The following is a 25351-nucleotide window of genomic DNA, read 5'->3' as shown; positions in this document are numbered from 1 at the left end:
GTGGCCCTCCACTTCCTCCTCGACGGGCCGGCGGATGCGCCGGGCGATGCCGTGACGCTCACCGGCGCCGAGGCGCACCACGCCTCCAGCGTTCGGCGGGTGCGCGTCGGCGAAGAGGTGACGGTCGGCGACGGCCGCGGCGTCTGGCTCACGGGCGTCGTCGAGTCGGTGGCACCGCGCGAGGTCGTGGTGCGAATCCACGAGCGGACGGATGTCGCGCAGCCGAGTCCGCGCGTGGTGCTCGTGCAGGCGCTCGCCAAGGGCGACCGTGACGAACTGGCGGTCCAGGCGGCGACCGAGCTCGGAGTGGACGAGATCGTTCCGTGGCAAGCCGCACGAAGCGTCTCGCGGTGGGATGCGGCGAAGGCGGTCAAGGGCCGTGCGCGCTGGACGAGCATCGTGCGGGAGGCCGCGAAGCAGGCCCACCGCGCCTGGGTCCCCGAGGTGGCGGAGCTCACCACGACGTCCGGACTCGTGCGCCGGGCAGCGGCATCCCGCATCCTCGTCCTCGAGCCCACCGCGGCCGAGCCGCTCAGCGCCCTCGCGGTCGAGGCCGGTGACGACCGAGACGTCGTGCTGGTCGTCGGCCCGGAGGGCGGCATCGCACCCGACGAGCTGGACGCCCTCGCCGGCGCCGGAGCACGACTCGTCCGGCTCGGCGACACCGTGCTGCGCACGTCGACGGCCGGTCCGGCGGCCCTCGCGGTCGTGAGCACCGCCCTCGCGCGCTGGTGAGCCGTTCGACGGGCTCACCGAGCGGCCCCCGAGCCCCTCGAACGCCCCCGTCGCTAGACTTGCGACCATGAGCGAGCCGTCGATCTTCACGCGCATCCGCAACGGAGAGATCCCATCCGAGATCATCGCGGAGACCGAGAATGCGTTCGCGATCCGCGACGTCGCGCCGCAGGCGCCCCTGCATCTGCTGGTGATCCCCAAGACCGAGGAATACCGGAACGTCGTGGAACTCGCCGCCGGGGATCCCGAGCTGATGGCCGAGCTGGTCGGCCTGGCGAACACCCTCGCCGCGGAGCATTCCGACGGGGACTTCCGCCTCGTGTTCAACACCGGCCCGAATGCGGGCCAGACCATCTTCCACGTGCACGCCCATGTGCTCGCGGGAGGCCTTGAAGAGAAGAGTGTCGGTGCCTGATCAAGACGGTCACGAAACCGTGAGCGACCGCGTCTACGCGGACGGGGTCGCGATGGTGCAGCTGCTGGGTCCCCAGGATCGTCTGCTGCGGGTCGTCGAACGGGAACACCCCGGTGTCGACGTGCACGTGCGCGGCAACGAGATCACGCTCACGGGCGAGGCCGACGCCGTCGCCGCCGCGCGGTCGCTCGTCGATGAGCTGCTCGCGATGACGAAGGCGGGGCACGCGCTCGGCGAGGAGGACGTGACCTCGTCGAACCGCATCCTGCGCACGGAGGGCGGTCCTCGGCCGTCCGAGGTGCTCGGGGAGGCGATCCTGTCGTCCCGCGGCCGGGTCATCCGCCCGAAGACGCTGGGCCAGAAGGCGTACGTCGACGCGATCGAGCAGAATACGATCGTGTTCGGCATCGGTCCGGCCGGAACCGGCAAGACCTACCTGGCGATGGCGAAGGCAGTCCAGGCGCTGCAGCGCAAGGAGGTCAGCCGCATCATCCTCACGCGTCCCGCAGTGGAGGCGGGGGAGCGGCTGGGGTTCCTGCCCGGCACGCTCACCGACAAGATCGACCCCTACCTGCGGCCGCTCTACGACGCCTTGAACGAGATGATGGACCCCGAGCTGGTGCCCAAGCTGATGGCGACGGGCACCATCGAGGTGGCGCCGCTGGCGTACATGCGCGGGCGCACGCTCAACGACTCGTTCGTCGTGCTCGACGAGGCGCAGAACACCACGCCCGAGCAGATGAAGATGTTCCTCACCCGGCTCGGCTTCGGCACGCGCATGGTGGTCACCGGCGACATCACGCAGGTCGACCTGCCGCAGGGTGCGTCGGGGCTGCGCCTCGTGACCCGGGTGCTGGGCGACATCGACGACATCCACTTCGCGTACCTCACGAGCGACGACGTCGTGCGGCACACCCTCGTGGGACGGATCGTCGACGCGTACACCGTCTACGACGAGCACCGCCTCGCCGCACGACGGGAGCGGGACGAGGCCTCCGAGTTCGCCAACCGCGCGGAGCGCCGCGCCGGCATGCCGCGCACCGGCGGACCCCGTGACCACCTTCCGAAGCGAGGACGCTCATGACCATCGAGATCGGCAACGAATCCGGGATCGCCGTCGACGAGACGGTGCTGCTGCGGCTGATGGAGCACAACTTCGCGGAGCTGCACGTGAGCCCCGACGCCGACGTCGCGATCCTGCTGGTCGACGAGGGCGCGATGGAAGCGCTGCACGTGCAGTGGATGGACGAGCCCGGTCCGACCGACGTCCTCAGCTTCCCGATGGACGAGCTCCGCCCGGGCACCGAGGACGCCCCGACGCCTCCCGGACTCCTCGGCGACATCGTGCTGTGCCCGCAGGTCGCAGAGACGCAGGCGGTGGCGGCCAAGCACTCGACGCTCGACGAGCTGATCCTCCTCACGACGCACGGCCTGCTCCACCTGCTCGGCTTCGACCACGCCGAGCCGGAGGAGGAGCGCGAGATGTTCGGACTGCAGCGGGAGCTCATCACCTCGTTCCAGGCATCCGAGCGTCGACGACCGCGCGCATGACCGCTGCCCTCCTTCTCGTCGCGGCGGTGCTGCTGCTCGCGTTCGGCGCCCTGATGGTCGCCATCGACGCTGCACTCAGCGTCACCTCGCGCGCCGATCTCGCCGAACTCGCCGCAGGGGACCGCAATTCGGAGCCGCTGCGCAAGATCGCGGCCGACCCCGACGCCCACGCCAACGCGGTGATCTTCATCCGCGTCCTCGCCGAGACGACAGCGGCGGTGCTCGTGACGGTCGCGTTCACCGACCTCTTCAACAACATCTGGTGGGCCATGCTCGCCGCGGCGGTCCTGATGACGGGCGTGTCGTACGTCATCGTGGGGGCGAGCCCGCGCACCGTCGGCAGGCTCCACGCCAAGGCGCTCCTGCGCGGAGCCGCGCCGGTCATCCGCGGTGTGCGCATCATCCTGGGACCGCTCGCCCACGGCCTCGTCGCACTCGGCACCCGCATCACGCCCGGCGCCTCTCGCGGGTCCTCGTTCGCGTCCGAGGAGCAGCTGCTCAGCATCATCGACGAGGCGGCCGAGAACGAGCTCATCGAGCAGGACGACCGTGAGCTCATCCATTCGGTCTTCGACTTCACCGACACCTTCGTGCGGGCGGTCATGGTGCCGCGCACCGACATGGTGACGGTCGATGCCTCGGCCTCGACGCGCGAGGCGATGTCGATCTTCCTCGAGAAGGGCGTGTCGCGCGTGCCCATCGTCGACGACGACGCCGACGACGTCGTGGGGGTGCTCTACCTCAAGGACCTCGTGCAGTTCGGCTTCCGCGACGAATCGGGGTGGCGCGATGCCCCGATCAGCCGCATCGCGCGGCCCGCGGTCTTCGTCCCCGAGTCGATGAAGGCCGAGACACTGCTGCAGCAGATGAAGCGCGACGCAGTGCACGTCTGCCTCGTCGTCGACGAGTACGGCGGCGTGTCGGGGCTCGTGACGCTGGAGGACCTCATCGAGGAGCTCGTCGGCGAGATCTCCGACGAGTACGACCCCCGCGCGGAGGAGGTCACCGAGCTCGAGCCCGGTCACTACCGGGTGAGCGCCCGCCTCGGACTCGACGAGGTCGGGGATCTCTTCGGACTCGAGCTGGAGGACGAGGACGTCGACTCGATCGGCGGACTCCTGGGCAAGGCGCTGGGCCGCGTGCCGCAGCCCGGCGCGACCGCCGAGTACGCCGGACTCGTGCTCACCGGAGGCTCGTCGCGCGGACGCGGACGCGGCATCTCCACGGTGTTCGTCGAACGCGGCGCCCCCACCCTCGACATGGGCCGGCCGCGCACCGGCGAGATCCGCATCCCGAGCCCTCGCACCGGCGAGATCCGGCTGCCCAAGAAGGAAGACACTCCATGACCGACAACGACGCCGCGCCGGCTTCCGAGCCCGCCGCGGTCCCCGCCTCTGCCCAGGCCCCCGAGCCTGCCGACGGGCGTTCCGGCTTCGTCACCTTCGTCGGCCGCCCGAACGTCGGCAAGTCGACCCTGACGAATGCCCTCGTGGGCGAGAAGGTCGCCATCACCAGCGACAAGCCGCAGACCACGCGACGCGCCATCCGCGGCATCGTGAACCGGCCCGGCGGCCAGCTGGTGATCGTCGACACGCCGGGGCTCCACAAGCCCCGCACCCTGCTCGGACAGCGTCTGAACGACCTCGTCGAGCAGGTGCTGGGCGACGTCGACGTGATCGGCTTCTGCGTACCCGCGACGGAGAAGGTCGGCCCCGGCGACCGTCGCATCGCCGAGTCGCTGGGCGGCTACGGCCGGGCGAAGAAGGTCGCGATCGTCACCAAGACGGATGCCGCATCCCGCGACGAGATCACGGAGAGGCTGATCGAGGTCGACCAGCTGCGCGAGGACTGGGCCGCCGTCATTCCGCTCTCCGCACTGACCCGCGATCAGCTCGACGTGCTGACCGACGAGCTGCTCGTGCTCATGCCGAAGGGCCCCGCGCTCTACCCCGACGGCGTCGTCACCGACGAGTCGACCGAGGACCGCATCGCCGAGATCATCCGCGAGGCGGCGCTGGAGGGTGTGCGTGATGAGCTGCCGCACTCCATCGCCGTCACGATCGAGGACATCGCACAGCGCGACACCGGGTCGATGACCGACATCCATGCGAACCTCATCGTCGAGCGCGATAGTCAGAAGGCGATCATCATCGGCCACAAGGGCTCGCGCCTGCGCGACGTCGGCGTGCGAGCCCGCGCGCAGATCGAGCCGCTGGTGGGCACCAAGGTCTTCCTGAAGCTGCACGTGCGCGTCGCCAAGGAGTGGCAGCGCGACCCGAAGCAGCTCGGCCGCCTCGGGTTCTGACATGGCGCGGCGGTGGATCGCCCCGACGTGGGGGAGTCCCGACGGGTGGGAGTTCGTGACGAGCGACGTGCCCGAGCCCCTGACCGGTGAGGTGACGATCCGCGTGCATGCCGCCGGCGTCAATCCGGCCGACTACAAGCACGTCGCGGCCGAGCGGCCCGGCCTCAGACTGCCCATCCCCATCGGCTACGAGGTGTCGGGGGTGGTCACCGCGATCGGTCCCGACACGCGTATCGTCTCGGGCGACGTGCGCGTGGGTGACGAGGTCGTCGCGTTCCGGGTGCACGGCGGGTACGCCACCGAGCTCACGGTGGCGGCGACCACGGTGCTCGCCAAGCCGCCGACCCTCGCCCACGAGGCGGCCGCGAACCTCCTGCTGGCCGGGTCGACGGCATCCGAGATGCTCCACGTCACCGGGGTGAGCGCGGGCGACACCGTGGTGCTGCACGGCGCCTCCGGCGCCGTCGGCGTCAGCGTCCTCCAGCAGGCCCGTCTGCTCGGTGTCCACGTGGTCGGCACGGCTCGTCCGTCGAGCTTCGACCGCGTCCGTCGCTACGGCGGCCTCCCCGTGGCCTACGGCCCGGGAGTCGTCGAGCGGATCCGGGATGCCGCGCCCACCGCCATCGTGGCGGCCCTCGACGCCGTGGGCACCGACGAGGCCGTGGACGCGTCGCTTGCCCTCGTCACCGATCCCGCGCAGATCGTGACCATCGCGGCGGCTCAGCGGGCAGCCGCCGAGGGCATGACGGCGATAGCCGGGTCGCGGCCCGACAGCGCGGCCTACAGGGACAGCGTCAGAGCGGAGCTCCTCGCGCTGGCCGGCAGCGGGCGGCTCGAGGTCCCCGTCGCGCGCACATACCCGCTCGCCGAGGCGCGAGAGGCCCTTCGGCTCCTCGCTGAAGGGCATCCCGGAGGGAAGATCGCGCTGCTGCCCTGACAGACCGCGAGCCGAAGCAGCTCGGCCTCGGCTCCGCGCACCCCGGCGTCCGTTGTGGCGCCGGGATCAGCCGCCCGTCGGCGTCATCGCCGACCGGATGATGACGGTGTCGTCGCCGTACTCCGCGTTCGCGGCATCCTGCCAGCTGCCATCGTCCCAGACGACGTCGACCCAGAGCCACCCGTCCTGCGGGGAGGAGCTCAGGTATGCGTCGCCGAGGCGTTCGGGGAGCTCCTCCTGGATGGCGGCGAGCGTCGCCTCGCTGCCCGCGCCCGGCTTGCCGCCGGTCGGGTCCTCAGAACGGATCGGGTCGTAGAGGGCGAGCAGGATGGGCGCCTGCGTCACGGTGAACGACGTGCCGTCGTACGTGCCGCGTACCGCATAGGCGCCCCAGGTCACGTCGCCCGACGATTCGGCACCCTCGACGCCGTCCCAGCTCCACCCCTCGAGCGGGATCCCCGTGCACTGCGGCGGGTACGACTCCGCCACCGGGCCCAGGCACAGCTGCACGTCGCCCGCGGCGTCCAGCACCGTGCCGGTCGCGGCGACCTCGCCCTCCGGCAGGACCGGCGTGATCGCCCCGAGGGCAGCCGGCGGGGGCGTGCTCGCCGGATCGGCGCGCGCGCACGCGACGGCGACGAGCCCGACGAAGACGGCGGTGGCGGCGATGCCGAGCGGGCGGCGGAGACCTCTCATACCTCGATGGTGTCGCGCGCACCCCGATCGTCTCAGAAGCGGCTGCCGCGGCATCCGTGTCCGAGCGGTTCGCGCTGCGCGCAGAACCGGGTGTAGCCTGGTGCCATGCGCTTCGGCCGGCTTCTCCTTCTTAGCCGCCGCGACGAGACCTCGTTCTAGGGCCTTCCTCGTCGCGGAGCTTTCGCCTGGCCCGCATCATCAGGCATCGAGCCACCCCGATCGGGTTGACGGCTCGAGACAGACGAGAGAAGCGATCGATCATGAAGAACAATCAGAAGCCTTCGGGCATGCCGATTCACAAGTATCTGCCGTTCCACGAGCAGATCACCGTCGAACTGCCCGACCGCACCTGGCCGGATCAGCGCGTCACGACCGCACCCCGCTGGTGCGCGGTCGATCTGCGCGACGGCAACCAGGCGCTCATCGATCCGATGAGCCCCGAGCGCAAGCGGGTCATGTTCGACCTCCTGGTGCGCATGGGCTACAAGGAGATCGAGGTCGGCTTCCCCTCGGCGAGCCAGACGGACTTCGACTTCGTGCGTCAGCTCATCGAAGAGAACCTGATCCCGGATGACGTGACGATCCAGGTGCTGACGCAGGCGCGTGCGCACCTCATCGAGCGGACCTACGAGTCGATCGCGGGCGCGAAGCAGGCGATCGTGCACCTGTACAACTCGACCAGCGTGCTGCAGCGCGAGGTCGTGTTCCGCACCGACGAGCAGGGCATCATCGACATCGCCCTGGAGGGCGCGCGGCTGTGCCGCGAGTTCGAGAAGCGCATCCCCGAGACGCAGGTGTTCTACGAGTACTCGCCCGAGAGCTACACCGGCACCGAGCTCGCGTTCGCCGTGGACGTGTGCAACCAGGTGATCGAGATCTTCGAGCCCACGCCGGAGCGCAAGGTCATCATCAACCTGCCCGCGACCGTCGAGATGGCGACCCCGAACGTCTATGCCGATTCGATCGAGTGGATGAGCCGTCGCCTCGCGCACCGCGAGAACGTCATCCTCTCGCTGCACCCGCACAACGACCGCGGCACCGCGATCGCCGCGGCGGAGCTCGGCTACATGGCCGGCGCCGATCGCATCGAGGGGTGCCTGTTCGGCAACGGTGAGCGCACCGGAAACGTCGACCTGGTCGCGCTCGGCATCAACCTGCTGACGCAGGGCATCGATCCGCAGATCGACTTCAGCGACATCGACCAGGTCAAGCGGACGGTCGAGTACTGCAACCAGCTGCCGGTGCACGAGCGCAGCCCGTGGGCGGGCGACCTGGTCTTCACCGCCTTCAGCGGATCCCACCAGGACGCCATCAAGAAGGGGTTCGAGGCGATGGAGGCCCGCGCTGCGGCAGCCGGCGTCACCATCGACGAGATCGACTGGGCCGTGCCTTACCTGCCCATCGACCCCAAGGATCTGGGCCGCTCCTACGAGGCGGTCATCCGCGTCAACTCGCAGTCGGGCAAGGGCGGCGTCGCCTACCTTCTCAAGACCGACCACTCGCTGGACCTGCCGCGCAAGCTGCAGATCGACTTCTCCGGCGTGGTGCAGGCCAAGACCGATGCGGAGGGCGGCGAGGTCACCAGCGACCAGATCTGGAAGATCTTCACCGACGAGTACCTGCCGTCGGATGTCGCCGACGAGCGCTGGGGCCGCTTCGAGCTGCTGGCGACGAGCACCCGCAGCGACCTGTCGGGCGATGTCGCACTCGACATCACGCTGCGCGACGGCGATGAGCGCTTCGAGGCCTCCGGCCGCGGCAACGGTCCCGTGGCGGCGTTCCTCGAGATCGTCCGCGCGCAGGGATTCGACGTCACGCTGTACGACTACGTCGAGCACGCCCTCAGCGCCGGCGGCGACGCCCAGGCCGCCGCGTACATCGAACTTCAGGTCGATGGCGAGCGCCTGTGGGGCGTCGGCATCGACTCTGACATCTCGACCGCATCGCTCAAAGCGATCGTGTCGGGCGTGAACCGCGCCATCCGCACGCGGGAGCGCTCAGGGGCCCTCGCGGCCGTCTGAGCGCGAACCGTCGACGGGTGTGCGCGGGTGATCCCCGCGCGCGCCCGTCGGTGTGCGTCCGAGCCGGCAGCGGTCAACCGGTCGATCAGGGTTTGACGATCGGGATGGTCGAGGTCTCGACGGCGACCTTGCGGCGATACAGGGCGCGCTGCTCCGGCAGCGAGATGTCGAACATCACCGCGAGCAGCCGGATCACCGTGGTGACCACGATGCCGACGATCGCGGCGATCACCAGATCGAGCCCGAGCGCGTTCGCGACAGCGAGGACGAGGCACCCCGCTCCGGCGGCGACCGCATAGAGCGAGCCGACGTGCATGATCGCCACCGGAAGGCCCATGATCATGTCGCGGAGGATGCCGCCCCCGACGGCCGCGCACACGCCGACGAAGACAGCCGGCACGAGGGGGAGGCCGAGCGCGAGCGCCTTGCTGGTGCCGAAGGCGCCGAACAGGCCGATGACCAGGGCGTCGAGGCCGACGATGACGCCGTTGAGCCTCTGAAAGAGGCCGGCGAGCAGCATCCCGAGCAGTGCCGCGCCGGTGGCTGTCAGCAGGTACCAGTTGCTCTGCAGCGTGGTGGGCGTGACGTTCAGGAGCAGGTCGCGGATGAGACCGCCGCCCATCCCGACGACGATGCCGATGATGGCGACGCCGAGCAGGTCGAGCCGCCGCTGGCCTCGGAAGCCCGAGGCGAAAAGGGCGCCCTGGATCCCGCCGAGTCCGACGGCGGTGAGGTCCGCCCACAGCGGGATCACGAAGATCGGCTCGTCCACCCCTCCATTGTCGGGGCGCGTCAGGGGATGTGCGTACGCACCGCCGTCATGAACCCGTCCAGGTCGTCGACCCAGAGCCGCACGGCGTCGACCTCGGCGGCGGTATCGCCGAGGCGCGCGGTCACCGGACGCTCGAGGATGACGAGGACGTTGGTCTCGTCCTGCATGCGCAGTGCGAGGGTGCGTCCGTGCGGCTCGTCGCGGATCTTCGGCGCCTTCTCGAGCACATCCCGGGACTTCTCGACGCTCGCCACGGTCTCCCACGGCAGGTCGATGTCGACCTCGGCGCCGGAGCGAGCGCGGATGCCCTCAGGACCGACGGCGTGGGGACGGGTGAGGAAGCCCAGCAGGAGGCCGATCATCCACGTCACGCCCCAGATGCCTGCGGCGAGGAGGGGGATGCGCACCCACGGCCAGTCGTGGACGATCAGGTCGACGATCGGGATCTCGATCGCCGAGAGGACGATGAAGATCACCAGGATCGTCAGCACGGGGGAGTGGTAGGAGAAGCCCGATGCTCCCCTCGGCACCCGTGGCCGACGGAACAGCCAGCGGTAGAGGCTCTTCCACACGCCGATCTCGGCGCGCCACGCGGCGCGCGCCAGCTTCGCGACCCGCGCGGCGAGCGGAGTGCGCGGGGCCGCGGTGGATGTGACGTCGGTCACGTGTGATCCTCCCTCTCGCGCTGCGCCCGCTCGTGCTCGGCGATCAGGTGCTCGAGCCTGCCGCGCACGTGGTCGATTCCGCGGACCATCGCGTCGACGGTCTGCGCGTCGAGGCCGTCGACGAGGGCGGCGCCGAGTTCGGCGTGTTCGATGTCCATGGCCTGCATGAGCGTGCGCCCTCGACCGGTGAGGTGGACGAGCACGGCACGCCGGTCGGTGGGATGAGGCTCGCGGCGTGCCAGGCCCGTCGCGTCGAGGGCATCCACCAGCGTGGTGATGTGGCGCGGAGTGACGTCCAGGGCCTCTGCCAGCTGCACCTGCGTGGCCGGCCCGCCGTGATGGAGCACCCAGAGCAGATGCGTGCGGGGAGCGGTCAGCCCGCGACGGTCGAGCTCGCGCTCCTGGTCGGCCTGGAGGACCTGGGTGAGCGCGAGCAGCGAATCGAGCACCTGTGTTCCGGACATAGTGAATAGACTACATTATGTTTCTCGGGGTTGACCTGAGCCGCGCCTGCTGGGATCCTTGCGAGGGCTCACGCGGTACTGGGGAGAGGTGATCGCGATGGCGGCGATGTCCGATCGCGCGACGCGGGCGAAGGCGGCGGTCGACGTCGTGACGGCCTTCTTCGCACGCATCCAGGCGACGGCCGACGACCCCGACGCTCTCGACTTCACCTTCGGCAACCCGCACGAGCTTGCCCTTCCAGGGCTGACGGCGGCCATGCGGGCGCAGGTCGAGCCGCGGTCGGTGGACTGGTTCGCCTACAAGACGAGCGAGCGGCTTGCGCAGGAGACGGTAGCGGCGGGCCTGCGCACCGAGCTCGCCCTCGACTTCGAGCCCGACGACATAGCCATGACCCAGGGCGCCTTCGGCGCGCTCTCGCTGGCGTTCGCGCTGTTGGCGGACGCGGGCGACGAGGTCATCATCCCCCTGCCCGGATGGTTCTGCTACGAGCCGATGCTCCATGCCGCGAACCTCCTTCCCGTGCGCGTCGCGCTCGATCCTGAGACGTTCGATCTCGACGTCGACGCGATCTCGCGCGCGATCAGCCCGCGCACACGGCTCGTCGTCGTCAACTCTCCGGCCAACCCGACCGGACGCGTCTATTCGCAGGACACTTGGCAGGCGCTCGCGGACGTGCTCGAACAGGCCTCGCGCACGCACGGTCGCCGCATCTGGCTCGTATCGGACGAACCGTATCGGCGCATCCGCTTCGACGGCATCGACTTCGCGAGCCCCGCCGCCTCGTACGCATGGACGGTCATCGACTACAGCTACGGCAAGGTGCTGCTCGCACCGGGGCAGCGCCTCGGGTACCTCGCCCTGTCGCCGCTTATCCCGCCGGCCGAACGGGAGGAACTGCGCGCCGCGCTCATGCCCCTGGGTCTCGCGATCGGATGGGGATTCCCCGACGCCGTGATGCAGTACTCCGTGCCCGCGCTCGAGTCGGTGTCGCTCGACATGGCCGAACTCGCTCGGAAGCGCGATCGGCTGCTCGGCGCGCTCGTCGACGCGGGCGTGCGCGTCACCCGCCCCGAGGGCACCTTCTACCTGTGGGGGGAGGCCCCGGGCGGCGATGCGGCCGCCTTCTGCGACGCCCTCGCTGCGCGCGGTGTGCACGTGATGCCCGGCACGCTCTTCGACCAGCCGCGCCACTTCCGGATGTCGCTCACCGCCACGATGGAGACCATCGACCGGGCGCTGCCCGATCTCGCGCAGGTCGCCGCGGCGCTCAGCACGACGGCGTCCGGGGCGTCAGGGCCCGAGCCGGGGACACGGCATCCATAATTGACGGGTGCCCACCTACCGCGATGAAGTCGTGGTCCTGCGCACCCACAAGCTGGGGGAAGCCGACAGGATCGTGACGATGCTCAGCCGTCGCCACGGCAAGCTGCGCGCGGTCGCGAAGGGGGTGCGTCGCACGTCCTCGCGGTTCGGCGCGCGGCTCGAGCCGTTCATGGTCGCCGATGTGCAGCTGTACCAGGGCCGCTCGCTCGACATCGTGCAGCAGGCCGAGTCGCTGGGCTCCTACGGCGCCGAGATCGTCGCGCACTACGACCGCTATACCTCGGCTCACGCGATGGTGGAGGCCGCCGACCGGCTGAACGAGGCCGAGGCGACGCCGCAGCAGTACCTGCTGCTCGTCGGCGGGCTCCGCGCCCTCTCGCGCGGCGAGCACGCCTCGCGCAGCGTGCTGGACTCGTACCTCCTCCGCGCGATGGCGCTCTCGGGTTGGGCTCCCGGGCTCGGCGAGTGCGCCCGCTGCGGCCGCAGCGGCCCGCACGACACGTTCGTCGCGCAGCAGGGCGGCATCATCTGCCGCGACTGTGCGCCGACGGGCGCCGCCCGCGTGGACGCCGCCACCGTGTCGCTTCTCCAGTCGCTCATGGCGGGGGAGTGGGACCTGGTGGATGCCGCATCCGCCGGCTCGACGGCCGCAGCGTCAGGGCTCATCGCCGCTTACGCCCAGTGGCACCTGGAGCGCGGCATCCGTTCGCTCTCGCACGTCTCAGCCCCGCAGGAAGGCGACCGGTGACCCCGAAGCCCTACACGCACCGCGACGCGGTGCCGTATCGCCCGTTGGACTGGACCGGTGTCTACCCTCCTGCATACCCGCGCGGTGCGGTGCCGAACCACGTGGCCATCGTGATGGACGGCAACGGCCGCTGGGCGAACCGCCGGGGTCTCACGCGCATCGAGGGCCACAAGGCCGGCGAGGCCGCCCTCCTCGATGTCGTCGCCGGCGCGATCCAGGCCGGCGTCAAGCACCTGTCGGTGTACGCGTTCTCCACCGAGAACTGGTCGCGCTCGCCCGAAGAGGTCCGCTTTCTCATGGGGTACAACCGCGACGTCCTGCACCGTCGACGCGATCAGCTCAACGAGTGGGGGGTGCGCATCCAGTGGGCCGGACGCAAGCCGCGGCTGTGGTCGAGCGTCATCAAGGAGCTGCAGTTCGCGGAGCGACTCACCGCGGGCAACGACGTGCTGACCCTCACGATGTGCGTCAACTACGGCGGACGCATCGAGCTCGTCGACGCGATGCGCTCCATCGCCGACGACATCGCGGCCGGCAGGCTCAAGCCGTCCGCCGTCTCGGAGAAGCTCATCCAGCGGCGGCTCTACCGTCCCGACATGCCGGACGTCGATCTGTTCCTGCGCTCCAGCGGCGAGCAGCGCACGTCGAACTTCCTGCTGTGGGAGTCGGCCTACGCAGAGTTCGTCTTCCTCGACACGCTGTGGCCGGACTTCTCGCGGCAGGACCTTTGGCACGGCATCGACACATACCTCGGGCGCAACCGCCGATTCGGCGGCGCCGTGGACGCGCCCGACGCATCGGCATCCTGATTCGACGCCGGCACGCGGTCGGGGTATCCAGCGAGCCCCCGCGCCCTCATCATTGACGTGAGCCGCGTATGCGGCCGGTCAGGAGGCGCATCATGGCGCTGTCACGACCTGGGGTCGCCATTGCGGCGGGCCTGAGCATCGTCCTGCTGCTCACCCTGTCGGGATGTGGAACCCCGGTGACCGAGGAGGGCGCAGGTCGCACGACGACCGCGAGTCCCCGTCCATCTCCGGATGCCACGCCCACGCCCACCGACGAGGGCGGTGGCGACGAGGGCGGAGGCGACGCGGACGGCGGGGAGGACCCGGCGCAGGACCGTGTGCGCACCGGGCCCGTCGCCCAGTACGGCGGCCCGGCCTACGGAGACCAGGGCTCCGCCGAGATCATCGAGGCGGGGCTGTGGTGCAAGACCATCGCGGTCTTCTGGGGCGGCGACGTTCCGGAGGGCGTCCGCTTCACCTTTCAGAGCGCGGTGACAGACCGCCCCGGCCTTGCGGTGGAAAGCGCCGTCTGCGGTTCGCGGGAAGCCGATCGCGGATGCCTCGACATGACTGTCGAGGCGAACCAGTCCCAGATCACGTGCAGCCTCGTCCTCCGTCCTGGAAGCGACTTCCAGGACGGCACCGCGATCACTTTCGTGGGCACCCTGGAGTGCCCGACCGCCGAGATCTGCGACATCGTCGCCGCTCGGGAGGTGGACCCCGGACCGCCGATCATCGTCGACGACCCGGAAGTCTCGGACGACGAGGAGCAGAACCAGGATCAGGACCAGCAGGATCAGGACCAGCAGGATCAGGACCAGGATCAGCAGGAGGAGGGGAGCGGGTGATGGCCCGTCGCGCACGCAGTCCGCGGCCGGAGCAATCAGCCGCCGGCGCGCCCGCGCACGCGACGCAGACGACGAGCACCACCGCAACCCCTCCCGACCCCGCCGCCGCACCGCGCAGTGAGCCCGGACTCGGCTTCGAGAAGTGGATGGGCTTCCTGTCGTCGTTCGTGGCCCCGCTCACCCTGGTCACGGCGCTGCTGTTCTACTTCGGCTACGTCTCGACGCGCGAGTTCTTCCGCTACTTCGGCGTGGACGTCGACATCATCGGACTGAGCTCCCAGGAGTTCGTCATGCGCAGCCCCGGAGCGCTGTTCATCCCCGTCATGGTGCTCACCCTGCTGGCGGTCCTGGCGATCCTCGGCCACCGCGCACTGCGGAAGTGGCTCGTGGTGCAGCAGCGGGCGACCCAGCGCCGCGTGATCGGAATCGTCGCGTGGACCGGCATCGCGTTCGTGCTTGCGGGTCTCGCACTCGCCTTCGTGGTGCCGTTCCTCCCCGGATGGACCTACGGACAGCTGCTGACGCCCTTGTTCCTCGCGATCGGCGCGGGCCTCGCCGCCTACGCGGCGTCGACCGTGCGCGCCCTGGACAGCGCGAGCGGCGGCCGGGGCGTCGTCGTCCTGCTGGTCCTGGTGATGATCGCCGGCACGTTCTGGTCGACGGCGACCATCGCGCAGTGGTGGGGTCTCGGCCAGGCGCGGTCCCTCGCGGCCGACCTCAGCACGCTGCCCGCGGTCGTCCTCGACACACGGGAGCGGCTCTATCCCGGCAACGACGACATCACCTTCCAGCAGCTCGGAGGCGAGGCATCCGCCGAGGATCCCGGCGCAGGGGAGCCCACGTTCGGCTACCGCTACTTCGGCCTGCGCCTGCTGGCACAGGGCGGCGGGCGGCTCTATCTCGTGCCCGACGCCTGGTCGCCGGATGCCTCGACCATCGTCGTCCCGTACGACGATGTCCGCGTGCGATTCCGGTTCGTCCCCGACGCGGACCCGCCGACACCCTGAGCTTTCCGTCTCGCGACGCATTCGACGGAATAGAAGCGTGCGCTCGGACCGTTGTCCTCAGCATGACGGACGCCATCAAGATCGACGTGTGGAGCGACATCGCCTGCCCCTGGTGCTACATCGGCAAGCGCAACCTCGAGAACGGGCTGGCTGTGGCATCCGCGGATGACGACGCCCCCGCTGTGGAGGTGACCTTCCACTCCTTCGAGCTGTCGCCCGACACACCCGTCGACTTCGAAGGCGATGAACTCGACTTCCTCGCGAAGCACAAGGGGATGCCCCGCGAGCAGGTGCAGCAGATGCTCGAGCGCGTCACCGGCGTCGCCGCCGACGCCGGGCTGGAGTACCGTTTCGACCTCCTCAAGCACACCAACACCGTCAAGGCCCACGAGCTGCTCCACTTCGCGAAAGAGCAGGGACGCCAGCACGAGCTCGCCGAGCGCCTCATGGCGGCGTACTTCACCGAGGGCCGCCACCTCGGGCGCGAGGACGAGCTCGTCGACCTCGCCACGGATGCGGGACTCGACGCCGACGCCGCGCGTGAGGCCCTGCAGAGCGGCCGCTACCTGGACGCCGTCCGCGCCGACCAGGCGCAGGCCACGGCGTACGGCATCAACGGCGTGCCGTTCTTCGTGATCGACGGCAAATACGGCGTGTCGGGCGCGCAGCCCGCTGAGGCCTTCGCACAGATCGTCCGCCAGGTGTGGTCCGAGCACCGCGAGCCCGCGGGCGTCGACGCCTGACCTCGTACGCACCTGAACGGGCCCGCCGCGATTCATCGCGACGGGCCCGTTCGCTGTCTCCGGTCAGCCGTCACGGACGGTTTCCTCCAGCGAACCCGGGCGCCGAGGCTCGGCCACGCACAGGGAAGCCCTCCGTTCAGCCAAGGGACGGATTCCTGTAAGAGAATGGAGACGTGACGACTGCCCTCGCTCCCGCGCGCACGCTGCGCATCGGGCCCATCGAACTCGATGCGCCCGTCGTGCTGGCGCCGATGGCGGGTATCACCAACACCGCGTTCCGGCGACTCTGCCGTGAGTACGGCGCCGGCCTCTACGTCAGCGAGATGATCACGACGCGCGCGCTCGTCGAGCGCAACGCCACGACGATGCGCCTCATCACGCACCACGAGTCCGAGAAGCCGCGTTCGATCCAGCTCTACGGCGTGGATCCGGCGACGACCGAGGCGGCCGTCCGCCTCCTGGTCGAAGAGGATCGCGCCGACCACATCGACCTGAACTTCGGGTGCCCCGTCCCCAAGGTCACCCGCAAGGGCGGCGGAGCGGCCCTGCCGTGGAAGCTCGGACTGTTCCGCGACATCGTCACGCGCGCGGCGCGCGCTGCCGGTGACATCCCGCTCACGGTCAAGATGCGCAAGGGCATCGATGTCGACCACCTGACGTATCTCGACGCCGGACGCATCGCCGAGGACGCCGGCGTCGCGGCCGTCGCCCTGCACGCCCGCACGGCGTCGGAGTTCTATTCGGGGCAGGCCGACTGGTCGGCCATCACGAAGCTCAAGGAAGCGGTCACGAGCGTCCCGGTGCTCGGGAACGGCGACATCTGGTCCGCCGACGACGCGGTGCGCATGATGGACGAGACGGGATGCGACGGCGTCGTGGTCGGTCGGGGCTGCCTCGGGCGCCCGTGGCTCTTCGGCGACCTGGCCCGCGCGCTCGGCGCACCCGGCTCCGCACTCGCCGAGCCGGTCGATGCGACCCTCGGGTTCGTCGCCCGAGCCTTCCGCCGCCACGCGGAGCTGCTGGTCGAGTTCTTCGAGGACGAGGGCCGCGGCTGCCGCGACATCCGCAAGCACGTCGCGTGGTACTTCAAGGGGTACCCGGTGGGCGGCGACCTGCGCGCGAGCCTCGCCACCGCATCCACCCTCGCCGAGATCGACGACCTCCTCGCGACCCTCGACCTCGACGCGCCCTACCCGGGCGCCGCCGCGGAGGGCCAGCGAGGTCGCGCCGGCACCCCGAAGCGTCCCGCGCTGCCCGATGGCTGGCTGAACTCGCGCGAGCTGGGGGCCGCGGCATCCACCGCCCTCGCCGAAGCGGAACTCGACCACAGTGGCGGGTGACGTGGCCGGCGCCTCCGACCGCCCGGCGGGGTACGACGACGCCGACGCCGCCCGCTTCCACGCCGAGCGCCACCGATCGCAGCGCGACGACTTCGCTCGCGACCGTGCCCGCGTGCTGCACTCGGCGGCGTTGCGTCGCCTCGCCGCGAAGACCCAGGTGCTCAGCCCCGCGAGTCCGGCGGATTTCGCACGCAACCGCCTGACGCACTCGCTCGAGGTCGCACAGGTCGGGCGCGAGCTGGCGACCGCGCTGGATCTGGCCGCCGATGTCGTCGACACCGCCTGCCTCAGCCACGACCTCGGTCACCCGCCGTTCGGTCACAACGGCGAGCGGGCGCTCAACGAGTGGGCCGAGGGCTTCGGCGGCTTCGAGGGCAACGCGCAGACGCTGCGCATCCTCACCCGTCTCGAACCCAAGGTCATCGACGCCGAGGGCCGCAGCTTCGGCCTGAACCTGACGCGTGCGAGCCTCGACGCCGCCTGCAAGTACCCGTGGACGGCCGACCACCCGCTGCCCGATCCGGGCGGACGCCTGAAGTTCGGCGTGTACCCCGAAGACGAAGCGGTCTTCCGCTGGCTCCGGGCCGATGCGCCGGGGCGCGTGCGGTGCATCGAAGCCGAAGTCATGGACCTCTCCGACGACATCGCCTACTCGGTCCACGACTTCGAGGACGCCGTGGTCAACGGCTACCTCGACCCTGCCCGGCTCGTCGACGCGCGGGAGCACCAGTGGCTGCTCACCGCGATCCAGTCCTGGGTGGGCTTCGACTTCGCGCGCGACGAGCTCGAGGACGCCCTGTTCCGCCTCACGCGGATTCCCGAGTGGATCGACTCGTTCGACGGCACGCGTGCGGACCTGGCGCGCCTCAAGAACCTCACGTCAGACCTCATCGGCCGATTCGCCCGCGCTGCGACCACTGCGACCCGGGAGTCGTACGCGACCTCGGTGCTGACCCGTTACCGCGGCCACCTCGTGGTGCCCCGCGTCGTCGAGGCCGAGATGGCGGTGCTCAAGGGCATCATCGGTGCCGCGGTCGTGTCGATCGAGGGACGCAAGGACCTCTACAGGGAGCAGCGACGGCTGCTGAAGCGCCTGGCGACGGCGCTGTGGGAGCGCCCTGACGCGCTGGACCCCCTGCACGCGGAGGACTTCGCGGCGGCGATGACGGATGCCGCACGCCGGCGCGTCGTCGTCGACCAGGTCGCCAGCCTCACCGACCAGCTGGCGATCGCGTGGCACGGGTCGCTCGTCGGACCGGTGGATCCGGCATCCGTCGGCGTGTGGGCACCGGGCGCTCGCCCGATGGACGCGGCCGCGCGCACGGCCCGCGATTCGTCCGAGGTGCGCTGATGGCGGGGCGCATCCGTCAGGCCGACGTCGACGAGGTGAAGGCCCGCACCAACATCGCCGACATCATCGGCGAGCGGGTGGCGCTGAAGTCCGCGGGCGTCGGCTCGCTGAAGGGCCTCTGCCCGTTCCACGACGAGCGCAGCCCGAGCTTCAACGTGCGCCCGCAGGCGGGTTTCTACCACTGCTTCGGGTGCGGTGAGTCCGGCGACGTGTACTCGTTCCTGCGCGCGATGGACCACGTGACGTTCACGGAGGCGGTCGAGCGCCTCGCGGGCCGCATCGGCTTGACGCTGCATTACGAGGACGGCGGCGCCGCCCCCGAGCACACGGGGCGGGCGCGGCTGTACGCCGCCAATGCGGCGGCGGCGGAGTTCTTCCGCGCGCAGCTGATGACGCCCGAGGCCGACATCGCGCGGCGCTTCCTCGGACAGCGCGGGTTCGACGCGGGCGCAGCGGGGCATTTCGGCGTGGGCTACGCGCCGAAGGGATGGTCGGGCATGCACTCGGCGCTGCGCGCCCAGGGTTACACCGACGAGGAGCTCTCATCGGCGGGCCTGGTGTCGCAGGGCCAGCGCGGCGTCTACGACCGGTTCCGCGGCCGGGTGGTGTGGCCCATCCGTGACGTCACCGGTCAGGTCATCGGCTTCGGCGCGCGCAGGCTCTACGACGACGACAACGGCCCGAAGTACCTCAACACCCCCGAGACGACGATCTACAAGAAGGCGCAGGTGCTCTACGGGCTCGACCTCGCCAAGCGCGACGTGTCGCGCGAGCACCGCGTCGTCGTGGTCGAGGGGTACACCGACGTCATGGCATGCCACCTGGCCGGCATCACGACGGCGATCGCGACGTGCGGCACCGCGTTCGGCTCCGACCACATCACCGTGCTCCGCCGCGTGATGGGCGACGATTCCACGGCGGGCGAAGTCGTCTTCACGTTCGACCCGGATGCCGCGGGCCAGAAGGCTGCGCTGCGCGCGTTCGCCGACGCCAAGCGGTTCAACGCCCAGACGTACGTCGCCACCGGCCCGGAGGGCCTCGACCCCTGCGACCTTCGGCTCGCGCGGGGCGACGGCGCCGTGCGCGCGCTCCTCGAGACGAAGGTGCCCATGGTCGAGTTCGTCCTCGATCAGCGCATCTCCGGCTACGACCTCGCCAGCGTCGAAGGCCGCGTCGGCGCGCTGCGCACGGCCGCCCCGGTGGTCGCAGAGCTGCGTGACCCGCTCTTGCAGCCCGAGTACGTGCGGGTGCTGGCCCGGCGGCTCGGCATGGACACCGAAGATGTGCGCCGGGAGGTCGAGCGGGCGGGCCGAGGCGGTAGCCGTCGCGACGCCGCGCCTGGGACGCCGGCCGCAGAACCCGCCGCCGACGACGGCGCGCTGCGCGTCACGCTGGCCACCCTGCCCCGCACCCCGGAGGTCGGTCTGGAGCGCGACGCGCTCATGGGGGTGCTGCAGTTCGGTCATCGCATGGACGCGACACTGGTCGAACGGGCTCTGGAGCTGCCGTTCCGCAACGCCGCCCTCGACGCCGTCCGGGTCGCCGTTCGCGAAGCTCCCGGCATGCAGCGGCCGGGCTGGTCGGCGGATGCCGTCGCCACCGTGCGGGAGCCCTTCCGCTCGCTCGCCGCAGAGCTGCTCGCCGGCGATTTCCCGGCGCTCAACGACGACGCGGCGGTGACATCGGCGGGCGATCTGGCGCGACGCCTGGTGCTGCGTCGCTTCGATCGAGAGAAGGCAGAGCTCCTCGGCGCGATCCAGCGCGTACCGGCGGCATCGGAAGAGGGCCGCACCATCCGGCTGCGGCTGCGCGAACTGGATGCGCAGCGCCAGGCACTCGTCGACGAACCATCGTGACGCGCGGATCTCGGCTGGCGCCGACGGCGCTCGCGCGGCAGGATGAACAGATGGCTCGCCGACGAGACGCGGATGTCGCGATCGACTGTTCCGACCTTTCGATCGCCCGCCGCGCGGGCCGGGGCGGGCCGTCCCAGCGCGTCGTCGACGGCGTCTCGTTCCGCCTGCCTCACGGCGGCATCCTGGCGGTGATGGGACCGACCGGCTCGGGCAAGTCCTCGCTCGCTTCCGTGCTGGCAGGAGCCGACGAGACGGGGCTCGCCGTCGTCGGCGGAGACGGTCTCCTCGAGGGCATCTCGGTGCGGCGTCCGGGTCGCGCGCACCGCCAGCTCACGTACTACGCCGGCTATCTCCCGCAGTCAGCCGGCGCCCGCCTGCCCGCGCGGCTCACGGTGGGCGATGTGATCGGTGAGCCCATCACCAGCCGCGACCGCCGGGTGAGTGCGCGTGCCCTCGCCGTCAGGGTCGCCTCGCTGCTCGACGAGCTGATGCTGCCCCTCGGGGCCGCCGCCAAATACCCTTACGAACTGAGCGCCGGCATGCGCCAGCGGGTGGCGCTGGCGCGCGCGCTGGTTCTGCAGCCGCGGGTGCTGATCGCAGACGAGCCCTTCGCGAACATGGATGTCGAGGTGCGCAAGGCAGCACGCGAAGCCGTGCTGCGTCGCCGGCGCGAGCTGGACATGGCGGCCCTCATCGTGACCAACGAGCGTGACGTCGTGAACGAGCTGGACGCGGACGTCCTGGTGCTGCGGGCGGGGCACGCCGTCGCCTACGGGCACGGCACCGACGACCTGCTGTGGACTCCCGGCGGCGAGGCTGACCGGCGCCTCGTGAGCTCGTGACGAAGCCGGCCATGGTCATGAGCACGGGCTGAGCTTTGCTAGTATGGTCTGGTTGCCCGCGCGAGAGTGCGGACCATTCCTCCATAGCTCAATTGGCAGAGCAATCGGCTGTTAACCGATAGGTTCTTGGTTCGAGTCCAAGTGGGGGAGCGAAGGCCTCGGGGCTCCACCCCCGAGGCTTTCTTCGTCTCCGGGATCAGATCGAGGGGTGCACATGGCGGGTCGCGCGAAGCCCTCGCCGCTGCTGGCGGTCGAAGGCGGCGTCCCCGCCCCGGCACCGATCTACCGCGCCGCGCCGCTGCTCGGCGCGCTCGCGTTGTTCGCCGGGGCGGTCGTCTGGGTCGGGCTCGTCGTGCTCTTCGACGGGGAGCCATGGATGTTCCCCGTCTCCGCGCCGGAGCCCTGGCTGTTCCTCGCGCTCGTGCCGTCGATCGCGGCGATCCTGCTCGCGGTCCGCGGGATCGTGCTCTGGTCTCTGGCCCTCGCGATCGTGAGCTGCTGGCTCGTGCCGACCGGCATCGCTACGGTGCTCGTCGTGCTGGTGGCCCTGTGGACGGTGCGCGGCATCCGCAGCCAGTGGGCCGCCCACGACCTCGACGCCGTCATCGCCACCGCTGCCGCCCACGGCCTGCCGGTGCTGGTGGTGCAGCACGTCGCGGGGAAGGCCGGCACGCGCAAGACCACGGACACCACGCAGGTGCAGGTGCGCGACGTCGACACCGGCGAGCTGACCACTGCCCGAGTGTGGGGCCCGATGCGCACCGGCACGACCCTCGTGCGCCAGGGCATGAACGTGATCGCACAGGCGCCGCCCGGAGCCGACGCGGAGCTTCGCCGGTGGGTCGAGCGCCAGAATCGCCGCGGCGACGGTTGACGCCCTGACGGGCGGGTCCACAGATCCCCACCCGCCAGAGCCTCGTTCACAGCGTGGCCGCGAGCTCCTGCATCTCGGTGATCTCCGCGTTCTGGTCCTCGATCACCTGTTGGGCGAGGGCGCGCACGTCAGGATCCTCGGCCGATTCCAGGGCTGCCTCCGCCATCTCGACGGCACCCCGGTGGTGCTCGACCATCTGCTCCAGGAAGAGCCTGCCTGCCGTCGTTCCGTCGGCGTCGCTGAGAGCGGTCATGTCGGCCTCCGACATCATGCCGTCGCCGTGATCCATGCCGCTCGGGGCACGTTCGACGCCCCAGTCATCGAGCCAGCCCGCCATGAGTTCGATCTCGGGGCCTTGTGCGGCCCGGATGCGCTCGGCGATCGCCACCACGCGGGGATCGACCCCGTCCTTAGCGAGGACGATCTCAGCCATCTCGATCGCCTGCTCGTGGTGGGGGATCATCATGGTCACGAACATCTGGTCGGCCATCTTCGCGTCGACCGGCGATGCCGAGCTCGCGGACTCGTGGTGCATTCCCGGTATGTCGCGACTCGTGTCGGCCGCTCCTGCACAGCCGGTCACGGCCAATGCCATCGTGAGCGGCAGGATCACCGCAAGGGTGCGCGTGCGCGTGTTCATCTCTTCTCCTTCGATCAGTGCCGTCAGCGGTACTCCGTGACCTCGCACGAGGCCCGGAGGCGTGTCCCGGCAGAGAGCCGGGAGTCGGCGACTCAGGTCCGGCTGATCGAGAGCAGAGTGAGGGAGGGTGGATGCCGCGGCGCGCTGTCGATCCCGCCGACCGACCGCACTCCTGCGGGAGGAAGGAGGCGCCATGGCGACTGCCACGAGCGCTGAGAGGGAACGACCAGCAGCACGGTCAGCAGCAGCGCCAGCACGCAGATGACGGTCCAGATGCCGTGGTCCTGACCGTGAGACGAACCACGGCTCGACGGATCCGCGCATACGCCCGTGCAGCTCTCGTCGAGCGCGGCCGCGTCCGTCATCGCCGCGGCCGCCGCCGATCCGTCGTGGTGCGACTGCGGGGAGACGGTGAAGGCGGCCATGGCAGAACCGTCAGCGGCGGCGGTCATGTGCGCGGCGTGCGTCGCCGGGGACATGAGCACATGCATGCCGAGGAGTCCGACGATGATCGCCGCCGCGGCGACGATCCGCGCCGCGATCGACCAACGGTGCCAGGAGCGGGGGAGTCGCCGTCGCGGCATCCGTCTCTCCTCGCTCGGAACGCAGATCGCGAGACCTGTTGCCTCGCCCTGCCTCCAGCGTATACCCGACAGGGGTATACGCTGGAGGCCGAGGATCAGGCCTCGATGTCGTCCACGCCCGGAGTCCAGGAGCTTCCCGGCCGGCCCCAGCCGCGCTTGCGTGCGATCTTCTGCACCGTCTTCCAGTCACCGTCGTCGAGGCGGTCGACATAGAGGATGCCGTCGAGGTGATCGAACTCGTGCTGCATGATGCGCGCCCGCCATCCGTCTACCTGGATGCTCACGGGTGCGCCGTCGAGGTCGATGCCGGTCACGAGCACCTCCTCCGAACGGCGCAGGGGGAACCGCTCGCCCGGGAACGACAGGCACCCCTCCGACTCCTCGTCCGGATCGGGCGCACCCGGCTCGAGAGGCCGCATCCAGAGCTCCGGGTTGATGATCACGCCGCGCCAGGGCTCACCGTCGTCGCCGGCGTACGTGTACGTGTAGATGCGCAGAGGCACGCCGACCTGAGGGGCCGCCAGGCCCACGCCAGGGGCGGCATCCATCGTCTCGAACATGTCCGCGACCAGTGCGCGGACATCATCCGTGATCTCTTCGACGACGGACGCGGGGGCATGCAGGACGGGATCGCCCATGATGCGAATCGGGAGAACAGCCACGCCTTGAGCCTATCGAGCGGCGCCTGCGGCTAGTGTCGATACGTGCTCTGGACAGCGGTGGAACTCGAGGACGTCGGCGATCAGCTCGTCGGTGCCTTCCAGAACCCCGGCATCCTGATCGGCATCCCTCTCGCCCTGCTCGGTGCGGTGTTCATGTCGTTCGGCGCCCAGTACCAGCACCGCGGCGTCACGAAGGTGGAGCGCCTCAGTGGAGGGCACTCGACCCAGGGCCTCGGGCCCAGTCACCTGGTGAAGCTGCTCGCCCGCCCCTCGTGGGTGATCGGCACCGTGATGCTGGGGCTCGCCATCGTCTGCCAGCTGTCGGCCCTGTACTTCGCACCGCTCATCGTCGTGCAGCCGCTCGGCGCGGTCGCCCTCGTCATCACGACCCTGCTGAACGCGCAGATAAGCGGACACCGGCCGACGAAGCGCTCGCTCATCGCGATCGCGGCCTGCGTCGGCGGCATCTTCATCTTCGTCACGATCGCTGCCCTGTTCGCGACCGAGAAGCCGGTGTCGAACGGCCAGCTGATCACGATTCTGGTCCTGCTGCTCGTCGTCACCCTGGTGTTCGCGGGACTGTGGATCTGGCTGCGCAAGCGCATGGGTGCGCTGTTCTACATCACCGCCGCCGGCGTCATCTACGGTTTCGTCGCGACTCTGGCCAAGGTCGTCATCGAGCGTGTCAAAGACAGCAACTTCAACTGGCTTACCCTCCTGTGCCTGGCCGCGCTGATCATCGGCGCCATCGTGGGTGCCTACTTCGTCCAGAGCGCCTACGCGTCGGGCCCGCCCGACCTCGTCGTCGCGGGGCTCACGGTCATCGACCCGATCGTCGCGATCATCATCGGTCTGACGGTGCTCCAAGAGGCGGCGGGCGCCCCGCTGTGGGTCTACATCTCCTTCGCCGTCGTCGGCGCCATTGCCGTGTGGGGCGTGTTCCAGCTCGCACGACATCATCCGCAGGTGCTCAGCGAGAGCCAGGAGCTGCCGATCCAGCGGGGGAGCGACGGCGGAGCAGGGGATGCCGCGCACCCGCGCACCGGCTCCGTCAAGGTCACCGAGGCGGTCGCCAAGGTGTGGCCCGAGCCCCCCGTCAAAGACCGCCTCGACGATCCCGACAAGCGCTGACGCACGCACCGCTCGGAGCGGACCGGTAGGCTCGTTGCGCACTCCGTGCCGA

At 70.2% G+C, this 25351-nt stretch carries 27 protein-coding genes and 1 tRNA gene; 21 read left to right on the top strand and 7 right to left on the bottom strand.

Features of this window, described 5'->3' with window-relative positions:
• The 7 genes from VIP82_RS19450 to VIP82_RS19420 all read left to right on the top strand — a co-directional run bounded on the left by VIP82_RS19450 (window position 1) and on the right by VIP82_RS19420 (window position 5943).
• Window positions 1-735, top strand: coding sequence for a 16S rRNA (uracil(1498)-N(3))-methyltransferase (locus VIP82_RS19450; protein ID WP_331911650.1), 735 nt, complete (start codon window positions 1-3; stop codon window positions 733-735).
• 67 nt (window positions 736-802) lie between these two features.
• Window positions 803-1150 carry an HIT domain-containing protein gene (locus VIP82_RS19445; protein WP_331911648.1) on the top strand — a complete coding sequence of 116 codons (348 nt, stop codon included), beginning with the start codon at window positions 803-805 and terminating at the stop codon, window positions 1148-1150.
• A 52-nt stretch (window positions 1151-1202) separates the two neighbouring features.
• Window positions 1203-2234: a PhoH family protein gene (locus tag VIP82_RS19440; RefSeq protein WP_331911710.1), complete on the top strand. Its 1032-nt coding sequence runs from the start codon at window positions 1203-1205 to the stop codon at window positions 2232-2234.
• Window positions 2231-2701, top strand: coding sequence for an rRNA maturation RNase YbeY (ybeY, locus tag VIP82_RS19435; RefSeq protein WP_308867167.1), 471 nt, complete (start codon window positions 2231-2233; stop codon window positions 2699-2701). Before VIP82_RS19440 ends, ybeY begins: the two co-directional genes overlap by 4 nt.
• Window positions 2698-4047 carry a hemolysin family protein gene (locus VIP82_RS19430; RefSeq protein WP_331911646.1) on the top strand — a complete coding sequence of 450 codons (1350 nt, stop codon included), beginning with the start codon at window positions 2698-2700 and terminating at the stop codon, window positions 4045-4047. The genes ybeY and VIP82_RS19430 overlap by 4 nt, the downstream gene beginning before the upstream one ends.
• Window positions 4044-5006 carry a GTPase Era gene (gene era / locus VIP82_RS19425; protein WP_331911644.1) on the top strand — a complete coding sequence of 321 codons (963 nt, stop codon included), beginning with the start codon at window positions 4044-4046 and terminating at the stop codon, window positions 5004-5006. Before VIP82_RS19430 ends, era begins: the two co-directional genes overlap by 4 nt.
• 1 nt (window position 5007) lies before the next feature.
• Entirely contained in the window at window positions 5008-5943 is a 936-nt protein-coding gene (locus tag VIP82_RS19420) for an NADP-dependent oxidoreductase (protein ID WP_331911642.1), read from the top strand.
• 66 nt (window positions 5944-6009) lie between these two features.
• Here VIP82_RS19420 and VIP82_RS19415 read toward each other — a convergent pair whose 3' ends face one another.
• The gene (locus VIP82_RS19415; protein WP_331911640.1) at window positions 6010-6639 is read right to left on the bottom strand and encodes a hypothetical protein; all 630 of its coding nucleotides are present in this window, start codon (window positions 6637-6639) and stop codon (window positions 6010-6012) included.
• A 260-nt stretch (window positions 6640-6899) separates the two neighbouring features.
• On the opposite strand from VIP82_RS19415, the gene leuA reads away from it, so the two are divergent.
• Window positions 6900-8660 (top strand): 2-isopropylmalate synthase, encoded by a 1761-nt coding sequence (leuA, locus tag VIP82_RS19410; protein WP_331911638.1) that lies wholly within the window; start codon window positions 6900-6902, stop codon window positions 8658-8660.
• Window positions 8661-8745: 85 nt separating this feature from the next.
• On the opposite strand, the gene VIP82_RS19405 is transcribed toward leuA, so the two are convergent.
• Genes VIP82_RS19405 through VIP82_RS19395 form a run of 3 tightly spaced genes read right to left on the bottom strand, consistent with a single transcriptional unit; the run spans window position 8746 to window position 10561 of the window.
• On the bottom strand, window positions 8746-9432 hold the full coding sequence (locus VIP82_RS19405) for a trimeric intracellular cation channel family protein (RefSeq protein WP_308867172.1): 687 nt from the start codon (window positions 9430-9432) through the stop codon (window positions 8746-8748).
• Between the two features lie 20 nt (window positions 9433-9452).
• Complete coding sequence (locus VIP82_RS19400) at window positions 9453-10097, bottom strand: hypothetical protein (RefSeq protein ID WP_331911636.1); 645 nt, start codon at window positions 10095-10097, stop codon at window positions 9453-9455.
• Complete coding sequence (locus VIP82_RS19395) at window positions 10094-10561, bottom strand: MarR family winged helix-turn-helix transcriptional regulator (RefSeq protein ID WP_331911634.1); 468 nt, start codon at window positions 10559-10561, stop codon at window positions 10094-10096. The genes VIP82_RS19400 and VIP82_RS19395 overlap by 4 nt, the downstream gene beginning before the upstream one ends.
• 97 nt (window positions 10562-10658) lie before the next feature.
• On the opposite strand from VIP82_RS19395, the gene VIP82_RS19390 reads away from it, so the two are divergent.
• From VIP82_RS19390 to VIP82_RS19335, 12 genes are all read left to right on the top strand, one after another.
• Window positions 10659-11885 (top strand): aminotransferase class I/II-fold pyridoxal phosphate-dependent enzyme, encoded by a 1227-nt coding sequence (locus VIP82_RS19390; protein ID WP_331911632.1) that lies wholly within the window; start codon window positions 10659-10661, stop codon window positions 11883-11885.
• 7 nt (window positions 11886-11892) lie between these two features.
• Complete coding sequence (gene recO, locus VIP82_RS19385) at window positions 11893-12633, top strand: DNA repair protein RecO (RefSeq protein ID WP_331911630.1); 741 nt, start codon at window positions 11893-11895, stop codon at window positions 12631-12633.
• Window positions 12630-13442, top strand: coding sequence for an isoprenyl transferase (locus VIP82_RS19380; RefSeq protein ID WP_331911628.1), 813 nt, complete (start codon window positions 12630-12632; stop codon window positions 13440-13442). Before recO ends, VIP82_RS19380 begins: the two co-directional genes overlap by 4 nt.
• A 92-nt stretch (window positions 13443-13534) precedes the next feature.
• Entirely contained in the window at window positions 13535-14269 is a 735-nt protein-coding gene (locus VIP82_RS19375) for a hypothetical protein (protein WP_331911626.1), read from the top strand.
• A complete protein-coding gene (locus tag VIP82_RS19370; RefSeq protein ID WP_331911624.1) occupies window positions 14269-15276 on the top strand; it encodes a hypothetical protein in 1008 nt (335 codons plus the stop codon). Before VIP82_RS19375 ends, VIP82_RS19370 begins: the two co-directional genes overlap by 1 nt.
• A 62-nt stretch (window positions 15277-15338) precedes the next feature.
• Window positions 15339-16019 (top strand): DsbA family oxidoreductase, encoded by a 681-nt coding sequence (locus VIP82_RS19365; RefSeq protein WP_331911622.1) that lies wholly within the window; start codon window positions 15339-15341, stop codon window positions 16017-16019.
• A 173-nt stretch (window positions 16020-16192) separates the two neighbouring features.
• A complete protein-coding gene (gene dusB / locus VIP82_RS19360; protein WP_331911620.1) occupies window positions 16193-17359 on the top strand; it encodes a tRNA dihydrouridine synthase DusB in 1167 nt (388 codons plus the stop codon).
• On the top strand, window positions 17349-18710 hold the full coding sequence (locus VIP82_RS19355) for a deoxyguanosinetriphosphate triphosphohydrolase (RefSeq protein ID WP_331911618.1): 1362 nt from the start codon (window positions 17349-17351) through the stop codon (window positions 18708-18710). The genes dusB and VIP82_RS19355 overlap by 11 nt, the downstream gene beginning before the upstream one ends.
• Entirely contained in the window at window positions 18710-20566 is a 1857-nt protein-coding gene (gene dnaG, locus VIP82_RS19350; protein ID WP_331911616.1) for a DNA primase, read from the top strand. Before VIP82_RS19355 ends, dnaG begins: the two co-directional genes overlap by 1 nt.
• 50 nt (window positions 20567-20616) lie before the next feature.
• Entirely contained in the window at window positions 20617-21408 is a 792-nt protein-coding gene (locus VIP82_RS19345) for an ATP-binding cassette domain-containing protein (RefSeq protein WP_331911614.1), read from the top strand.
• Window positions 21409-21485: 77 nt separating this feature from the next.
• Window positions 21486-21558: transfer RNA gene (locus VIP82_RS19340), tRNA-Asn, on the top strand.
• Window positions 21559-21622: 64 nt separating this feature from the next.
• Entirely contained in the window at window positions 21623-22282 is a 660-nt protein-coding gene (locus tag VIP82_RS19335) for a hypothetical protein (RefSeq protein WP_331911612.1), read from the top strand.
• A 46-nt stretch (window positions 22283-22328) separates the two neighbouring features.
• On the opposite strand, the gene VIP82_RS19330 is transcribed toward VIP82_RS19335, so the two are convergent.
• The 3 genes from VIP82_RS19330 to def form a co-directional block, all read right to left on the bottom strand.
• Window positions 22329-22922, bottom strand: a complete 594-nt coding sequence (locus VIP82_RS19330) for a DUF305 domain-containing protein (RefSeq protein ID WP_331911610.1) — start codon at window positions 22920-22922, stop codon at window positions 22329-22331.
• 92 nt (window positions 22923-23014) lie between these two features.
• Complete coding sequence (locus tag VIP82_RS19325; RefSeq protein ID WP_331911608.1) at window positions 23015-23506, bottom strand: DUF6153 family protein; 492 nt, start codon at window positions 23504-23506, stop codon at window positions 23015-23017.
• Between the two features lie 95 nt (window positions 23507-23601).
• The gene (def, locus tag VIP82_RS19320; protein ID WP_331911606.1) at window positions 23602-24168 is read right to left on the bottom strand and encodes a peptide deformylase; all 567 of its coding nucleotides are present in this window, start codon (window positions 24166-24168) and stop codon (window positions 23602-23604) included.
• 42 nt (window positions 24169-24210) lie between these two features.
• On the opposite strand from def, the gene VIP82_RS19315 reads away from it, so the two are divergent.
• Window positions 24211-25299, top strand: a complete 1089-nt coding sequence (locus VIP82_RS19315) for a DMT family transporter (RefSeq protein ID WP_331911604.1) — start codon at window positions 24211-24213, stop codon at window positions 25297-25299.
• The last annotated feature ends 52 nt before the right edge of the window (window positions 25300-25351 follow it).

Source organism: Microbacterium sp., from assembly GCF_036566905.1.
GTDB lineage: Bacteria > Actinomycetota > Actinomycetes > Actinomycetales > Microbacteriaceae > Microbacterium.
Note: the sequence above shows the minus strand (reverse complement) of the source record. Positions and strands in the feature narration are given on the sequence as shown.

Bases quoted from the DNA above. Each gene is read 5' to 3' on its own strand.
- era (WP_331911644.1), top strand. From the start codon at position 4,044: ATGACCGACAACGACGCCGCGCCGGCTTCCGAGCCCGCCGCGGTCCCC.
- VIP82_RS19445 (WP_331911648.1), top strand. From the start codon at position 803: ATGAGCGAGCCGTCGATCTTCACGCGCATCCGCAACGGAGAGATCCCA.
- VIP82_RS19390 (WP_331911632.1), top strand. From the start codon at position 10,659: ATGGCGGCGATGTCCGATCGCGCGACGCGGGCGAAGGCGGCGGTCGAC.
- VIP82_RS19430 (WP_331911646.1), top strand. From the start codon at position 2,698: ATGACCGCTGCCCTCCTTCTCGTCGCGGCGGTGCTGCTGCTCGCGTTC.
- VIP82_RS19370 (WP_331911624.1), top strand. From the start codon at position 14,269: ATGGCCCGTCGCGCACGCAGTCCGCGGCCGGAGCAATCAGCCGCCGGC.
- VIP82_RS19395 (WP_331911634.1), bottom strand. From the start codon at position 10,561: ATGTCCGGAACACAGGTGCTCGATTCGCTGCTCGCGCTCACCCAGGTC.
- dnaG (WP_331911616.1), top strand. From the start codon at position 18,710: ATGGCGGGGCGCATCCGTCAGGCCGACGTCGACGAGGTGAAGGCCCGC.
- VIP82_RS19440 (WP_331911710.1), top strand. From the start codon at position 1,203: ATGGTGCAGCTGCTGGGTCCCCAGGATCGTCTGCTGCGGGTCGTCGAA.
- VIP82_RS19345 (WP_331911614.1), top strand. From the start codon at position 20,617: ATGGCTCGCCGACGAGACGCGGATGTCGCGATCGACTGTTCCGACCTT.
- VIP82_RS19375 (WP_331911626.1), top strand. From the start codon at position 13,535: ATGGCGCTGTCACGACCTGGGGTCGCCATTGCGGCGGGCCTGAGCATC.
- VIP82_RS19325 (WP_331911608.1), bottom strand. From the start codon at position 23,506: ATGCCGCGACGGCGACTCCCCCGCTCCTGGCACCGTTGGTCGATCGCG.
- VIP82_RS19420 (WP_331911642.1), top strand. From the start codon at position 5,008: ATGGCGCGGCGGTGGATCGCCCCGACGTGGGGGAGTCCCGACGGGTGG.
- ybeY (WP_308867167.1), top strand. From the start codon at position 2,231: ATGACCATCGAGATCGGCAACGAATCCGGGATCGCCGTCGACGAGACG.
- leuA (WP_331911638.1), top strand. From the start codon at position 6,900: ATGAAGAACAATCAGAAGCCTTCGGGCATGCCGATTCACAAGTATCTG.
- VIP82_RS19335 (WP_331911612.1), top strand. From the start codon at position 21,623: ATGGCGGGTCGCGCGAAGCCCTCGCCGCTGCTGGCGGTCGAAGGCGGC.
- VIP82_RS19330 (WP_331911610.1), bottom strand. From the start codon at position 22,922: ATGAACACGCGCACGCGCACCCTTGCGGTGATCCTGCCGCTCACGATG.
- VIP82_RS19365 (WP_331911622.1), top strand. From the start codon at position 15,339: ATGACGGACGCCATCAAGATCGACGTGTGGAGCGACATCGCCTGCCCC.
- VIP82_RS19415 (WP_331911640.1), bottom strand. From the start codon at position 6,639: ATGAGAGGTCTCCGCCGCCCGCTCGGCATCGCCGCCACCGCCGTCTTC.